Annotated in this window: 14 protein-coding genes; 13 read left to right on the forward strand and 1 reads right to left on the reverse strand. The window is 48.7% G+C overall.

Going from position 1 to position 15032, the window contains the following annotated elements:
• Positions 1–324 precede the first annotated feature (324 nt).
• Positions 325–2784 (reverse strand): NACHT domain-containing protein, encoded by a 2460-nt coding sequence (locus tag BRW63_RS00460; protein ID WP_143161980.1) that lies wholly within the window; start codon positions 2782–2784, stop codon positions 325–327.
• A gap of 634 nt (positions 2785–3418) precedes the next feature.
• Here BRW63_RS00460 and BRW63_RS00465 point away from each other — a divergent pair.
• From BRW63_RS00465 to BRW63_RS00525, 13 genes are all read left to right on the forward strand, one after another.
• On the forward strand, positions 3419–4465 hold the full coding sequence (locus BRW63_RS00465) for a methylenetetrahydrofolate reductase (protein WP_073068953.1): 1047 nt from the start codon (positions 3419–3421) through the stop codon (positions 4463–4465).
• Positions 4466–4467: 2 nt separating this feature from the next.
• The gene (locus BRW63_RS00470) at positions 4468–5757 is read left to right on the forward strand and encodes a beta-ketoacyl-[acyl-carrier-protein] synthase family protein (protein WP_073068954.1); all 1290 of its coding nucleotides are present in this window, start codon (positions 4468–4470) and stop codon (positions 5755–5757) included.
• On the forward strand, positions 5754–6992 hold the full coding sequence (locus BRW63_RS00475; RefSeq protein ID WP_073068955.1) for a beta-ketoacyl-[acyl-carrier-protein] synthase family protein: 1239 nt from the start codon (positions 5754–5756) through the stop codon (positions 6990–6992). Before BRW63_RS00470 ends, BRW63_RS00475 begins: the two co-directional genes overlap by 4 nt.
• Before the next feature lie 151 nt (positions 6993–7143).
• A complete protein-coding gene (locus tag BRW63_RS00480) occupies positions 7144–7380 on the forward strand; it encodes an acyl carrier protein (protein ID WP_219898261.1) in 237 nt (78 codons plus the stop codon).
• Between the two features lie 13 nt (positions 7381–7393).
• The gene (locus tag BRW63_RS00485; protein WP_106253877.1) at positions 7394–7777 is read left to right on the forward strand and encodes a holo-ACP synthase; all 384 of its coding nucleotides are present in this window, start codon (positions 7394–7396) and stop codon (positions 7775–7777) included.
• A 4-nt stretch (positions 7778–7781) separates the two neighbouring features.
• Positions 7782–9335 (forward strand): benzoate-CoA ligase family protein, encoded by a 1554-nt coding sequence (locus tag BRW63_RS00490; protein WP_073068957.1) that lies wholly within the window; start codon positions 7782–7784, stop codon positions 9333–9335.
• A gap of 43 nt (positions 9336–9378) precedes the next feature.
• Positions 9379–9768: a cupin domain-containing protein gene (locus BRW63_RS00495; RefSeq protein WP_073068958.1), complete on the forward strand. Its 390-nt coding sequence runs from the start codon at positions 9379–9381 to the stop codon at positions 9766–9768.
• A gap of 60 nt (positions 9769–9828) precedes the next feature.
• The gene (locus BRW63_RS00500) at positions 9829–10173 is read left to right on the forward strand and encodes a carboxymuconolactone decarboxylase family protein (RefSeq protein ID WP_073068959.1); all 345 of its coding nucleotides are present in this window, start codon (positions 9829–9831) and stop codon (positions 10171–10173) included.
• Positions 10157–10954 (forward strand): cyclase family protein, encoded by a 798-nt coding sequence (locus BRW63_RS00505; RefSeq protein ID WP_073068960.1) that lies wholly within the window; start codon positions 10157–10159, stop codon positions 10952–10954. Before BRW63_RS00500 ends, BRW63_RS00505 begins: the two co-directional genes overlap by 17 nt.
• A gap of 19 nt (positions 10955–10973) precedes the next feature.
• Complete coding sequence (locus BRW63_RS00510) at positions 10974–11462, forward strand: SRPBCC family protein (protein ID WP_073068961.1); 489 nt, start codon at positions 10974–10976, stop codon at positions 11460–11462.
• Between the two features lie 243 nt (positions 11463–11705).
• Positions 11706–13037: a salicylate synthase gene (locus BRW63_RS00515; protein ID WP_073068962.1), complete on the forward strand. Its 1332-nt coding sequence runs from the start codon at positions 11706–11708 to the stop codon at positions 13035–13037.
• Positions 13038–13132: 95 nt separating this feature from the next.
• Complete coding sequence (locus tag BRW63_RS00520) at positions 13133–13939, forward strand: alpha/beta fold hydrolase (protein WP_073068963.1); 807 nt, start codon at positions 13133–13135, stop codon at positions 13937–13939.
• A 145-nt stretch (positions 13940–14084) separates the two neighbouring features.
• Complete coding sequence (locus BRW63_RS00525) at positions 14085–14987, forward strand: tetratricopeptide repeat protein (RefSeq protein ID WP_181314301.1); 903 nt, start codon at positions 14085–14087, stop codon at positions 14985–14987.
• The last annotated feature ends 45 nt before the right edge of the window (positions 14988–15032 follow it).

The following is a 15032-nucleotide window of genomic DNA, read 5'->3' on the forward strand; positions in this document are numbered from 1 at the left end:
AACGGCTTCTGCCCCCTAAATCCCCCATTCTGGGGGACTTTGAACCGAAATTTTGGCTTGAAGTCCCCCAAATTGGGGGATTTAGGGGGCTTCCCGAATTCACAACCGAAGCGAACCGCTTCTGCCGAACTGACGTTAACAATGCTCGCAAGCGATAACTACGCAAAAGTTATTTAACTCACAGTTCTAAACAGCCAATTTATGAATACAAGAGAACACAATCTTTGTCGTCGTAAGCACATCTCAAAGATGACTAAAAGAAAAGGTCATAAACCCGAACTAAATTCTACTGAAAACGCCCTTGTGGACGTGTAGAGGTTAGGGCTATTTTGTGTCTGACTTGATTGACGGCACAAGCGGAACAGAGCCATCCGGCAAAGTCATCGATCGCGCAACTGTAACGGGCGTGTTAAGTTCGACAATCGGCAGTGAGAGCAAACTTTTCTGCATCAACCGTTGAGTCGCAGAGCCAGACTTGCCCAAGCACTCTAGCAAAAGTTGATTAGCGCAATAATATTGCTTGAGCAGCCGCTTCTCATGAAGATTAAACGACCAGACGTGCCCCAGATTGCGATGTCGATCTAGCACGAGTCTTAATTGGGCAACCCAAGTCGATCGGGCAGTTTTCCAGTCAGCTTGAAATCGGATCTCTTCATCAGACATTTGTGCGAGATCAGACCACTGCGATTGCAGAATGTGCAGATCAGCAGCAAGGTCAGGATCAAGGCTCTGAGCGCTCTCAAAAGCAGTGGTTAATGCCTGAACCAGAGACTGGGATCGACTCAGGGTAAATGATCCTGGTTCTCGCTCAAAGTGGGGCGCGATCGCAAGCGTCAACAGTCGAGCTAGTCGGACATCGAGCGCCAAATCTCCATTGGTTTTTAGCACTGCCGCGATCGAGCCGTCTGCATCCAGGCTATGAGAAAGTAAGCAAGAACCCTGGACAGGATCAAGCAAGTGACCGAGTTCTAGCTCTAGATAAAATGCCCGCATTGCCGCCGCATTATTGGGTGTAGACATCGCCGCTGTCTTTTGGGTCAACCAGGTTAAAAACGGCGACAGATTAGCATCTTGAGCCAAATGGTCAATTTTTTGCTTCATCAATTGCAGTAGGCAATCGGGATCAGGCAACAGATCGATCGTGATCAAAAACACCGGGTGCCAGCGCGGGTCAATGATTTGATTAACGAGCTTTTGCAAAGGCATTTCGAGGGCAGAACCTAGCGCCGGGTGAGCGATCGCTCTCGCGGCAAAGTATTCTTGAAACGTGTAGTGAGAAAACGAATAGATGCCTCTCGCTTGCTCAACCAGTAGACCCTGATCTGCCTCAAACGATTTGAGAATGGCTTCACTATCGAGGTCTAAATCGTCAGATGCGATCGCGGTTTGAGCGACGGTGCGGCGATAATCCCAAATCGATTGTTCGAGTTCTTGTTGACGAAAAAAGTAGTCACCTTGCTCAAACCGCAGTAGAGCAATCCGACTCAGCAACTCTTCTTTGTGGTGCAGCGAGAGCATCTTGCCAGCAGAGGCGCGATCGAGGTGTCGGCTAGCATCCCAGGTTTTCATTAATAGTTGCAGTGCTTCTTGATAAAGGGTCGATCGATGCACTGGAAAAGTTCTGCTGTCTTCAAAAATTAGACAGAGCAGGGTGAGCAAAATCGGACTGGTTGCCAGCTCGTGGATCGGCGGGTTTGCAAACAGTGTGTGCAAGAATTCGATCGGTAAAGTCGCGTCGTTGGTAAACCATTTCTGGGCAAAGTTGGCAATCTGTGAGTCATCAAAATCTGCAATTTCGACTTCAGTAAACTGCTCAAAAACATAGTCTTGCGCCGCAATGCGACAGGTAATCACAAAATGGTTAGCGTGAAACTGAGCTGAAAACTGCCGAATTGCCTGCAAAACCAGCGGTCGATCGTGCTCTTTAACTTCGTCTAGCCCATCGAGCAAAATTAGCGCCTTACCCTGAGTCAGAGCCTCCGAGACAAGTTGAGTCGTCGCCGCAAACTGCTGAGTGATGTGGGTCAGCAAGCTTACGGGATAGGCATCTTCAGCAACGTCTTTGAGTGAGATAAAAATCGGCACTCGATCGGACAGAAAGGTGCCAGTGATGCACTGCATCGCTAGGTGTTTTAAGAAGGTGGTTTTGCCCGCTCCTGGCTTGCCCAAGATGATCAGCTTCGAGTGCTGCTCAACGGCACTAAGCCCAGGCGATCGCTCTAGAGCTGTATTCTTTAAATAGGGACGATCGTCGATTTTTACACACTCTCTCAGTAAATCAGAAACACTGAGCCGTCGGCGGCTACTGATTTTTTCTAAGACCTTAACTTCGGTGTAGAGGTGATCAAGCTGTCTGGGCTGCGACATATCTAAAACGCGCAAACTGCCACACTGCTGCTGAATATTGACCCGAATCTGCTGCCGTAACTCTTGAATTAAATTGGGCTGCACGGGCGGTAGCAAGAAGCGATCGAGATTGATATCATGGCTATAGAAGGCACTATCACAGTCGTCGTTGATCGCCCTCTCAAAGTCTTCAGGAGCTAGTTCAGGGTCATCGTTCAGGTCTGCAATTTCGTGCCACGGAAGTTTGAGCGTGTGACAAATTTTGTGAAAGTTTTCACGTCCGATCGCTTTCCCAGCAAAGAAGTTTTGCACGGTGGCGCGAGAAATTTCTAACTCAGCCGCCAAATCGATTTTGGTGGCAAACACCATGACGGCGCGGTTTGCTCGACGGATGCCTGTTGAAGATGCTTTTAACGATCTGCTTGCTTTAACAACCACAACGTTTCCCCCTGACTTAGCGTGAACATGAATAGAGCGATCGAGCTTTCTAAACTTAATTCAAGACTTACTACCTCAAGTTGTAGTGAATAAACGATAGTTTGTCTAGCAAATCTTTGATTTAATGTTGTCAGTATTACAAACTAATCAAAAAGAGCTTTATAAAAAACTCAGACTTTCAAGATTACTCGTAGATTAGACACAAAATCTACAGCTTTAATGCTTTGCTTAGACACATAGCAAAGCACGATGTGGGAAAGTAAAACGAACCGATTCTATAGACGAACTTTCTACGACTCATAGACCAGCTTCTATGAACGTCATCAGTCTACTGTTCACACATTTTGGGTATAGACCACTACACTCTTAGTCAACAATCCGACTCGTTAAAGTTGCTTATCTTATGGTTTTTAGTGCCGCTCAAGCTGATAAAGACCGAGATCTTTAACCGGAAGTTAACTCAGTTTTAACAGTGTTCAGATATTTGTCAATATCTCGCTCAAGTCACCTTATTTTTCATGAGATCTAATTAACTAGAACCCTGATTAGGACAAGAATCTTTAGTTTTTAAGATCGAGACAATTAATACTGGCGATTATTGTTTGCTCTGCATCCTATCGGGTGCGATCGCATTATGATCACATTCAATCGACTGCAAACTCTGTTCACAACTAACCCCTTCCATCAGTGGTCTTCACTGCTGACGACTGGGCATTTCAAGTCAGCCAAAACTCGATCGTTCAGTCGATTGCAAACGTTGCTTGCCGCAGGACATTTTGTGGTGTCAGCCGAGTTAACGCCGCCTCGTCACTATAAAACTGAAGCCTTCACAACCAATGCTGAGAAGATTGCTGCTTATATTGACTTGGTGCAAATCAATGATAATGCAATGGCGCAAGCGCGATTATCAACTTTGGTAGCGGCGCAGTTAATGCAGCGATCGGGCATTGAGTCAGTCGTGCAACTCACCCTTCGTCATCGCAATCGGATTGCATTGCAAAGTGACTTATTAGGGTTGGCTGCTTCTGATATTCGCAATGTGATTGTGTTGGGAGGTTATCCCTGCTCAGCAGGCAGCGACCCCGATGCTAAGGATGCCACCGACCTCAGCACCCTTGACGCGATCGCGGCTCTAACTCGCCTGACAACCCAAGGTCAGCTATTTAATGGTCAACAAATTGCCCCGCCGCCCGATTTTTATGTCGGCTCGATCGCCACTTCTGCCGTCACTGATTTAGAGGCAAGCATGGCGCAACTCACCGACAAAATCGATCGAGGAGCTAAATTTATTCAACTGCAAGCTACGTTTGAGCTTGCAGAAACCGAGCGCTGGATGGCAGAAGTTCGGGCAAGAAATCTGCACAAACGGGCGCATTTTTTGGCGGCACTTTATCCATTTAATGGCTTAAAGTCGCTAGAGAGATTGAGTCAGATTCCGGGGTTGAGTATTCCAGAGTCTTTGATGATGCGGATTTCTCAAAGTCGAGATCGGCGATCGGAAAGTCTCAAAGCCAATCTCGAATTGGTGGAAGGTATTCGTGCGATCGAGGGCATTCGTGGTCTGCACTTTCGAGCTATTCCGCCGAGAGAATGGCTTCCAAAGATTTCTGAACTCATCCGCACTGTGTCGCAGCGCGTCGCGATCGGTGAACTTAAAGTCCAAAATCCATTAGAGGGTTAAGCATGGGAATTTATCAAACTGAAACGAAGCGAGTTGTCGTAACGGGAATTGGTGTAATCGCTCCGCTCGGTATCGGCAAAGAGCAATTCTGGAAAAACGCAATGCGAGGACAATCCTATATTGTTGCTGATCCAGAAATGGCATCAATGGGAATCAAAAGCAAAGCGCTGTGCCGCATTGATGATTTTAATTTGGCAGACTATTGTTCAGGTGACGAGTTTGATCATCTGCACGAACAAGATCGCGTTGTTCAAATTGGAGTTGTTTCTGGCTCAATGGCGATCGCTGATTCGGGTTTAGATCTGACGCAAGAAGATCCCGAATCATTAGGCATTATCTTTTCTTCGGCGATCGGTGGCACTCCCTACATTCAAAAGATTTTTGAATTGTTGAGCGATCGTGGCAAGTCACCGATTCGTCATATGCCCGTTGGCGAGAATTTTTATAACGCCGGGATGTTTAATTATTCTGCCGCATTGTTGGCACAAAAGCACGGCATCGAAGGCGCGTGTACTTCGCTCTCAACGGGCTGCACGGCTGGATTAGATGCATTGGGCTTGAGTGTCGAAATGATTCGATCGGGTGAAGCAAAAGTGATGTTAGCCGGAGCTACTGAAGCACCGTTAACCAGTCTCACTTACGCCACCTTGGATGTGATTGGTTCACTGTCCGTTTCCGATTGCGAACCTGAAAAAGCATCGCGTCCATTTGATGTTAAACGCGCTGGGTTTGTGATTAGCGAAGCGGCTGCGGTGCTAGTACTAGAAGAATTAGATCACGCTTTGGCACGAGGCGCACATATTTATGCTGAAGCGATCGCATACTCTAGTGTCAGCAATGCGTTTCACATGACCGATTTGCCCGATCACGGCATTCCAATGGCGATGGTGGTCGAGCGGGCAATGGAGCAAGGCAACGTGCAGCCAGATGAGATTGATTACATCAACGCTCACGGCAGTTCTACACCCCAGAATGACTTATTTGAAACGAATGCCTACAAAAAAGTCTTAGGGGAACACGCCTACAAGATTCCGATTAGTTCAACAAAATCGATGATCGGACATTCCTTGTCATCAGCAAGTTTAGTGGGTGTTGTTGCGACATTAGGCGCGATCGAGCTATCAATGGTTCACCCCACTGCTAACTATGAATTCCCCGATCCGTTATGCGATTTAGATTATGTTCCCAATGAGTCGCGATCGCATAACGTAGACACCGCAATGTTAACGGCAAGCGGATTTGGTGGCATTCACTCTGCTGCAATTTTCCGCAAGTATGGAGGAGACGCATGAATTACAGCGATCATTCCAGTCGGCGAGTCGTGATCACAGGCATTGGCATTGTCAATCCGGCTGGCATTGGCAAAGATGATTTTTGGCATAATATTTCGACTGGAAACTCTGCTATCCGTCGCATTACGCGTTTTGATTCCAGCGAGTTTCCGACGCAAGTTGCAGGCGAAATTTTAGACTTTGAGCCGGCCGATTTTGTGCCTAAGCGACTCGTCATTAAAACCGATCGCTTCACCCATTACGCACTCGCGGCGGCTGAGTTAGCGCTGCAAGATGCTGACCTGAATCTTGAACAAGAAGATTCTTATCGCGTTGGCGTTTGGTTTGGCAATAATGCGGGCGGCTGGGATATCGCCGAGCGGGGCTTTTACGAACTTTACAACGATGGCGCAAGCATGGTCAATCCCTGGCAAGCAACCGCCTGGTTTCCCACTGCCGCACAGGGATTTGTCACCATTCGCTACGGCATTCGTGGCTATAGCAAAAGCTTTGTCTGCGATCGTGCCAGCGGTGCAAGTGGATTATATTTTGGCGTGAAATCCATCTTGCAGGGACATAACGATGTCGTACTGACAGGCGGATCAGAAGCGCCGATTACCCGATTTGGCATGACCTGCTATTACGAAACGGGTGAACTAAGTGCTGAAACCGATCCTGACTCTGCCTATCAGCCCTTCGATCGCAGTCGCACAGGCATTGTCTTGGGCGAGGGCAGCACCGTTTTAGTGTTGGAATCGTTGGAACACGCTCAAAAACGCGGTGCCAAGATCTACGGCGAAATTCTGTCGGGCAGTGCCACCACCGATCGCTCGATCGAGTCTGGCAAAGCCCTAGAACGAGCCATGAACGAAGCGCTAAAAGAAGCAGGCATCACGCCCTCCGCCATCGATTTGCTGTTAGCGGAAGGCTGCGGCACTCAAGTCAGCGATCGCGTCGAAGCCCAAGCGATCGCCGCCGTCTTTGAGTCAGAAGCCCCGCAAGTGCCTGTCAGCGTTCCCAAGGCGTTGTTTGGTCACTTATATGGAGCGAGTTGCGCCACCGAAGTTGCTTGCGGATTGTTAGCAATGGAGACTGGACAACTGCCTGTGATGCAAGCGATCGAGCAATCAGATCCCGGTTGTCAACTCAATTTTGTGACGCAGCCGAGTGAGCGATCGGTGTCTCGCATCATGGTCAATTCTCGCGCACGAGAAGCCGCCAATTTCTCGTTTGTCGTCGGCAGTCGCGAGTCCTGAAACGGCATTAAATACGCCCCCCTAGCCCCCAATTTTGGGGGGAACCGGAATACTCAAAGTCCCCCAGCATGGGGGATCTAGGGGGCGAAAGGATTAACAATTCAACCCTACCTTCAGCAACACCTCTAAACCTAAATAAAGGAGATTACCAATGGTCATGGACACTCTAAAAGCAATTTTGCTAGAACTCGGAATCGAAGAGTCAGACGTGACTGAAACCGCGTTGCTTCGCAAAGATCTGCAACTCGACTCGACCGAAACCGTGCAAATCGCCCTAGAGCTAAAGCGTCGCCTGGGCGTTAACGTCAAACTCGAAGCACGACAAGATATGACGCTAGGGCATATCTGTGATCTAGTCGTGCAAGCAATGGCGCTCAATCCTGCTTAGGGAGCCGAACCTGATGATGAGCATCGGCATCGATCTTGAATCGGTCAGCAGAATTGCTAAACTCGTCGATCGCTACGATCGCAACACGCTCAGCTTACTATTTACCCCGCTCGAAATCGATCAGTGCCAATCAGTTTCACAGCCCGACCAGCATTATGCCGTCTGTTTTTGCGCCAAAGAAGCCGTCGGAAAAGCGCTCGGAACCGGACTTGCAGACATCGAATGGAATGAAATTGAAACCACTATCACCGCGTCTGATTTATCGATTCGGTTATCAGGAGCCGCTCAACGTCTGGCGATCGCGCAAGGCATTCAAACCTGGTTAGCCACCTGGCACCGCTGGGATGATCATGTGCTGGTTCACGTCCTCACTTACTCGCCACCTACAGGGAGATAGTTGCATGGATATTAGTTGCGAACGGCTGCCCGAAATTTTTAACATTGCAGCCTATTTTATTGAAGGCAGTTTGTCACGGGGGCACAGCGAACGAATCGCGTTTTATTATCGCGACGAAACCTATACCTACCGCACCGTTCGTAGCTATGTGCGACGCGCTGCCACCTTGCTCAGTGAGTTAGGACTCGATCGCGAAGATCGCATTGCCATTTTGCTGCCAGACACCCCAGAGTTTATCTTTGCTTTTTGGGGGGCAATTTGGGCAGGTGCGGTGCCCGTGCCGATCAACACGGCTTGCTCGATCGACGATATTCAATACATCATTCAAAACTGTCGAGCAAAAATTCTTCTAACCTCACAAGAGTGGCATGAAAAGCTGACTCTAGGGACTGAGTTTCTGCGCGATGTGCTGCTCGTCGATGGAGAAACACCCTTTTTATCACGCCTGGATCAAACCAGTGAAGAAGCCACCCCAAGCCGAACTTCCCCCTGTGAGCCTGCCTTCTGGCTCTACACATCTGGCAGCACGGGTCGCCCCAAAGGTGTAGTACACATGCACAGCAGTATGGTGGTTTCGGCGCAACGGTATGGCAAAGATATCGTCGGCTTACACGAAAACGACATCACTTATTCCATTGCAAAAATGCCCTTTGCTTATGGATTGGGCAACACTTTGTATATGACAATGGCAGTCGGAGCGGCATCGGTGTTGTCAGATGCCGCCAATGCTTTCGACATCATTGCAGACTTACATCGCTATCAGCCGACTGTTTTGTTTGGTGTGCCCTCAACCTATGCCAGCATTCTGGCGGTTAAAGAGATGGCACCGTTAGAAACGCCTCGGTTGCGGCTATGCCTTTCGGCTGCCGAGCAGTTGCCCAAAACCATCTGGACTCGGTGGCTGCAAGCCTATGGCTACGAAATTTGTGAAGGCATCGGCACCACTGAATTGCTGCACATTTTTCTATCGAATCGACCTGGAGAATGTCAGCCCGGAAGTTCGGGATTTCCGGTGCCGGGGTATGAAGTCGAAATTTTGGATGACCAGGGTTATCCCGTCAAGGTCGGTGAGATTGGCACTCTGCAAGTGACGGGCAAAAGTCTGATGTTGGGCTATTGGAATCGGATCGAGGAAACCCGCAAAGTTATCTACGGCAACAGCATCCGCACAGGCGACCAATATCAATGTGACGCAGAAGGCTTTTTCTGGTTTATGGGTCGCAAAGATGACCTGTTCAAAGTCAACGGACAGTGGACTTCACCCTTTGAAATCGAGGAAGTTTTGCTGCAACACGAGAGCCTTTTAGATGTGGCGATCGTCCCTCAAACCGATGCTCAAGAAGTGTTGCCCTATGTCGTGGCATTCGTCACGCTCAAAGCGGGCTTCACGGCTTCTTCAGAGTTAGAAGATGGCATTCGCAGGTTTGCCAAGTCTCGCTTACCGCATTTCAAAGCGCCGAAAGCGATTCATTTTCTTGACAAGTTGCCTCGCACCCCAACGGGCAAGATTCACCGCAAAGCTCTGGGCACGAAACTAGCTTTGGTTAGAGCTTTGTAGGGACAACGCACTCACTCAAAATTCACTTCTAAAACTCATCCTTATGACTACCCAACAACTTAGACAACTCGTCACCAGCGCCAAAGACGTGCCGACGATCGAGGATCGCGGCGGCGAGATTCACGTTCTAATTTCGCCAACCAGTGTGCAATCGGCGCACTTGATTATGGGAACTGCAACTGTTCCCGTCGGCGGCAGAGTGATTCGTCATGCTCACCCTCATGGCGAAGAGTGCTTTTATGTGTTGCAAGGCAGAGGACAGATCACCTTCGACGGTATTGGTGTGATGCCATTTCAACCGGGTGAAGCGGTGTTAACGCCGCAGGGAACAGTGCACTCGATCGAGAACACTGGCGATGAAGAAATCCGCGTGGTCTTTGCCGCCGGACCGCTCGCTCCCTCTCCCAAAGATGGACACATTCTTCACGAATGATTAGCGATTGTACTGCTTCAACTTTTTCCAACTACTCATTAATTACTGGAGACAACGACCATGAAGAACATGATGAAAGACGCGCCTGCTGTTGCTCAAAGCTTTTTTGATCTAGCTAAGTCGGTCAAACAATATTCACCGCTTGATGAGAAGACCAACGAGCTAATTATCTTGGGCATCTTTGCGGCGGCTCGTGGTCTACGCGGCATCGATACACACGTCGAACGCGCCATGAACGAAGGAGCCACCAAAGAAGAAATTGTTGCCTCGATCTTGTTGGCACTGCCGATCGTCGGCATCACCGACACCAACATGGCATTGGATCAGGCGATCGACGCGATCGAGACGATCGAAACTCGTCGCGCTACTTCTCGCAAGGAGGTGGTCAGTGCAGCGATTGGTTGATCTCAGTGTTTTGGTCGAAAACTCTCCCTCCGAACCGCTCAAAATGAAGGCGGAGCGATTAGATCACGTTCAGGGTGCCAAGCAGTTTTGCCACGAAGTCGAAACCCGCAACGCTGCCAAGCAACCTGCTGATCCGCGTCGGTTGTATCCCGAAGATTTTCCCGATTCGGCGTTTATCACGCTCGATACGGTGACGCTGCCGACTCACATGGGCACTCACATTGATGCTCCGATTCACTATGGTGCTGAGTGTGAAGGGCAACCGTCAAAATCGGTCGATCAGTTGCCGTTAGAGTGGTTTTTTGCGCCCGGTGTGCGGCTCGATTTGCGTCATAAAAGCGCAGGTGCCTTCATCACGGTTGAAGATTTGCAAGTCGCGCTTGATGCCACCGGACACAAACTGCAACCTCTCGATATCGTCTTGATCTGGACAGGCACCGATCGCTTATGGGGCAAACGAGAATATTTCTCTGACGCACCAGGGATGAGTCGCGAAGCCACTGCTTGGCTGACACAGCAAGGCATCAAAGTCATCGGCATCGACACTTATGGCTTCGATCGTCCGTTTGTGACCATGCTCGAAGACTTTTGGCGCACGGGCGATCGCGGCTGTCTGTGGCCCGCTCACTTCTACGGTCGCGAATGCGAATACATCCAAATCGAACGTTTAGCTAACCTCGACCAACTCCCAGACACCGGATTTCAGGTGGCGTGTTTTCCCCTCAAAGTCAAAGGGCTAGACGCGAGTTGGGTCAGGGCAGTCGGATTAGTAGATCCATAAATTTCAGGAGGATTTTGCAATGCCTGGTTATACCGAAAACTCGATCGTAATTCTGCGAGATTTCGACACCGTGTTTGATTTAACCAACACGATCGAACTGTGGACAGAACTGTTTACCGAATACTCAAAATCAGAAGTGCTAGAGCGCAACGGCAACGAAGTGATCTTTAGCTTGACCACGTTTCCTGAGGGCGATCGCCCTTCCCGCACCTGGACTTCTCGCCGCATCATCGACAAACCGGGACGACAAGCCACTGCCGAACGCATCGAAAAAGCCTTCCCCTTCAAAGACATGAAAATCCACTGGACTTATGAGGAATTGCCTCAAAACGTGGGAGTCGTCATGAAATGGATGCAGACCTTTGAAGTCCACGACGATTGCAAGTGGACTCACGAACAAATGGAATCGTTTTTGAATCGCAACACTCGCACTCAGATGAAAGCCATTAAAGAAAAAGTTGAAGCCTGGGCTGCACCTTTGAAGCCACTGGCAGCGATCGCGGTTTAGTCACAATCGTTTATCGCTCCGTTTCAGTCGGATTCTGCCCCCTAAATCCCCCATTTTGGGGGACTTTGAGATCGGAACGCTTGGCTCAAAATTCCCTATTCATGGGGGATTTAGGGGGCGAAGATCTCAGCCATGATGATCGAAAGAAGTTCGTGATTCAACCCGTTGTTGTCGGTTGAACGTTCAGTTGAAGTAGGTATTAAACGGAATTAATCTGACATTCATTCAGGAGATGTAACCCTCATGTATCAGTTAAAAACCGATCTCGTTGCGTATCATGAAATCTTTTTGCCTGGTCAGAAAGATGCCCTAATGATCTTGCAAAATCTCCTCGCTGCCCAGATTATTTCTGACTATGTGATGTATCAAGATGGCGACGAAGTGAGAATTGCTGGCAACGCACTGGCGCAAGTCACCGTCACCCCTGACACAGTTGAGATGAATTATTTGGGTCAAAAGCAGTCAAAAGCAGTCCGCGATCCCCTTAAACAAATTGAGTTGCTGTTGGCAGAGTTGCCCGTCGAAAACTGGACTGCCTATGGCTATGTCAGCTTTGATGTCTCCCGGTTTTATTATCCTTACTCCAAGTCGATCGAGCAACCGATCGTGCAGTTCATGGTGCCCGAAACGGAAATTTATAGCACTCCACGAGGGGTTTATATTCGCAGTCTTAAGTCACCCGAAAAAGTTCAAAAAGCGCTGTCGGCTGACACAAAGCTAGCTGATTATGTGGCAACTCCGCCAGTGGTTGATTTTGCCGATAGCGAACACTATCAATCGCGAGTCAGCAAACTAGTCAGCGCTATTCAAGGGGGTGAATTGCAAAAAGCGATCGTCTCGCGATCGGTCAAAGTCAAAGGCGATATGGATGTGTTAGGAACCTATTCATTAGGTGCCAAAAGCAACAATGCAGCTCGGTCTTACTGCCTCAAAATTGGCGATGTGAGTGCCGTTGGGTTTAGCCCCGAAATCTTCATGGAGTCTAGCGCAGACGGGTTTGTAGTCACCAATCCGCTAGCCGGAACTCGCCCTCGCGACAGCAACCTCGAAGCCGATGCCCAGTTGCACAATGAGCTATTCACCGATGCTAAAGAAGTCAAAGAACACGCGCTGTCCATTCTGTTAGCTCAAGAAGAAATTGCCTCAGTCTGTGTGCCTGAAACAGTGCAGATTTTTGACTTCATGGAGGTCAAAAAATACCGAACAGTGCAGCATCTCTCATCGCGCGTCGGCGGACAGTTGAAGCCCGACAAAACCCTTTGGGATGCGATGAAAGTGTTGTTCCCTGGCATCACAGTATCGGGCATCAACAAACACAGCGCTCTAGAGTGGATCGATCGCTTAGAAGACGAACCTCGCGGCATCTATGCAGGTGCGATCGGCTGGGTCAATAGCAAAGGCGAATCTGACTTAGCGATCGCCATTCGATCGGTTTATCAATATGGCGATTCTGTCCATCTCAACGCTGGTGCAGGCATTATTGCAGAGTCGGTGCCAGAGAAAGAATATGTCGAATCTATCAACAAGATGAACACGATGTTATCAAATCTGGTGATGCAGCCAGAAAAGGATTAATGGGTGCATTGCAACCGACCAAACATCGGTAGGGGCACGGCATTCTATGCCCCTACTACGGCGAATCTGTCATATTCACAAACCAACTTGGTACTATGCCACTTGTTCAATGTAGCGGGCTAGAAACCCATTATCTTGCACCTTGGGGATTGCCAACCTCTAGTGCTGATCAACTTGTCTTGCTAGTGCATGGGGCTGGGGGAAGCAGTCGCCACTGGGAACCGATGCTCAAAGCCTGGTTTGAGAAGTCGCTGCCAAACCGCGTTTTTCTGGTGGCGATCGACCTCCCCGGACACGGTAAATCTAGCGGCACTGTGTTGAGTTCTGTTAGCGCGATCGCAGACTTTCTCAACGCATTCCTCGATGCTCTAGAAATCCGCAACTCTGTCTGTTTGGTGGGGCACTCTGCGGGAGGTTTGTTAGGGCTTCAGTTTGCGCTGAATTATCCCCATCGGGTCGATCGCTTAATGTTGATTGCGACTTCTGCCTGCATTCAACTCCATCCCGAGTTTCTGCATCAGGCAACGACCCAAAACTGGGACTATGCAACCCTCGAACAGAGTTTTGCACCTGAGATTCCAGAGGCTCTTAAGCAACTAGTACTCAAGGAGTTTCAGCATCTGCGGCTATCCCCGGATGCCAATGATTTTATGGATTTAAGCCAGGTTGATCTACGTCCTTCACTGTCTCAATTAACTCTGCCGATCACGATCGTTACCGGAGACGATGACGTAATCATTTCCCCCCGCAAATCTAAGCTGTTGCAGCGAGAACTTCCCCAAGCAGAGTTAGTGATTGTTCCGGGTGGTGGTCACTATGTTCAGGTCGAACAAGCTGACACGATCGCAGCAGTGTTGATCAATTTTTTGCAGACTACCTCATTGATGACGTGCCCAACCTAAGCCGATTATCAAGCCTGCGACGCGGTGGATAATCATCACCTGCGGAACCGATTGAGCCACAGGACGTTGGGATCAGAAAACTCAAGGGATGCCTTCTGATCCCGCGTCCCTTTCTTCGTTAAATGTATGCCTTGAGGAGATCACGATGCAAAGCACACCCCTAATGAAATTAGTTGATGCAAAAGAACACCACACGATTTTGAAGGTCTACCAAGACTATTCGATCAACACGATCGCACAAGCCGCAGAGGTGCTGCGCGATCGCGATTTTTATAATATTGCGCTGCCGCTCTATCAATATTTACTGCAACGGCAAGAGATGGCAGATTACTATTATGGAATCGGTCAATGCTATGGCAAAGCTTACGACTGTGAAACTTCTTTAACTTATTTACAACAAGCGTTTGAATTACAGCCCGATCGGTCAGAAGGTACAAATTATTACGCCTATATTCTAGAAAAAAACCTGCTGATGGATCAGGCAGAGCAATGGTATCAGAAAGCACTGAGCAATGGTTACGCAGATGATTTATGGACGCTTTCTCACTACGCCTATTTTCTAGAAAAAAATCACCAACTAGATGCTGCCGAACGCACCTATCAAGACGTTTTGCAACGTAACCCAACTTACACCTGGGCAATGAAGCGTTATGCGCTATTGATGCTCAAACGAAACCAGTCCGATCGCTCATTAAATCTCATGCAAACTGCGATCGAGCAACATCCCAAAAATCCGTTTGTGCAACTCAACTATTTAGAATATTTAATCATCTGTGGAGACGGTGCCATCTATGAGACGCACTTACGATCGCTCGACTATCCGCAGCTTGTGTTGCCGTTTCAAACGCTGATCGATCTCTTTGATTATTTTTGGCGATATCTGCTGCAAGGGCACTCAAATCCAGAAAAACTAATTGCCTATCAACAAAAAGTAGCCGCGCTAAAAGACAGCATTCATCGAGACTTTGACGATCTCAACGAGTTGTTAATCACCAACGACGGAGATTTAGAAACGTGGAAACAAATGACGCATCTGTTGGTGAAATAAGTGACTAAATCCCAACGCAAACACTGAAAATAGTTCTTTCTAAAA

Source organism: Phormidesmis priestleyi ULC007, from assembly GCF_001895925.1.
GTDB classification, from domain to species: domain Bacteria; phylum Cyanobacteriota; class Cyanobacteriia; order Leptolyngbyales; family Leptolyngbyaceae; genus Phormidesmis_A; species Phormidesmis_A priestleyi_A.

What these genes read in the sequence shown, in the direction of transcription:
- BRW63_RS00465 (WP_073068953.1), top strand. Translation starts at nt 3,419, where the DNA reads ATGATCACATTCAATCGACTGCAAACTCTGTTCACAACTAACCCCTTC.
- BRW63_RS00470 (WP_073068954.1), top strand. Translation starts at nt 4,468, where the DNA reads ATGGGAATTTATCAAACTGAAACGAAGCGAGTTGTCGTAACGGGAATT.
- BRW63_RS00475 (WP_073068955.1), top strand. Translation starts at nt 5,754, where the DNA reads ATGAATTACAGCGATCATTCCAGTCGGCGAGTCGTGATCACAGGCATT.
- BRW63_RS00480 (WP_219898261.1), top strand. Translation starts at nt 7,144, where the DNA reads ATGGTCATGGACACTCTAAAAGCAATTTTGCTAGAACTCGGAATCGAA.
- BRW63_RS00485 (WP_106253877.1), top strand. Translation starts at nt 7,394, where the DNA reads ATGATGAGCATCGGCATCGATCTTGAATCGGTCAGCAGAATTGCTAAA.
- BRW63_RS00490 (WP_073068957.1), top strand. Translation starts at nt 7,782, where the DNA reads ATGGATATTAGTTGCGAACGGCTGCCCGAAATTTTTAACATTGCAGCC.
- BRW63_RS00495 (WP_073068958.1), top strand. Translation starts at nt 9,379, where the DNA reads ATGACTACCCAACAACTTAGACAACTCGTCACCAGCGCCAAAGACGTG.
- BRW63_RS00500 (WP_073068959.1), top strand. Translation starts at nt 9,829, where the DNA reads ATGAAGAACATGATGAAAGACGCGCCTGCTGTTGCTCAAAGCTTTTTT.
- BRW63_RS00510 (WP_073068961.1), top strand. Translation starts at nt 10,974, where the DNA reads ATGCCTGGTTATACCGAAAACTCGATCGTAATTCTGCGAGATTTCGAC.
- BRW63_RS00515 (WP_073068962.1), top strand. Translation starts at nt 11,706, where the DNA reads ATGTATCAGTTAAAAACCGATCTCGTTGCGTATCATGAAATCTTTTTG.
- BRW63_RS00520 (WP_073068963.1), top strand. Translation starts at nt 13,133, where the DNA reads ATGCCACTTGTTCAATGTAGCGGGCTAGAAACCCATTATCTTGCACCT.
- BRW63_RS00525 (WP_181314301.1), top strand. Translation starts at nt 14,085, where the DNA reads ATGCAAAGCACACCCCTAATGAAATTAGTTGATGCAAAAGAACACCAC.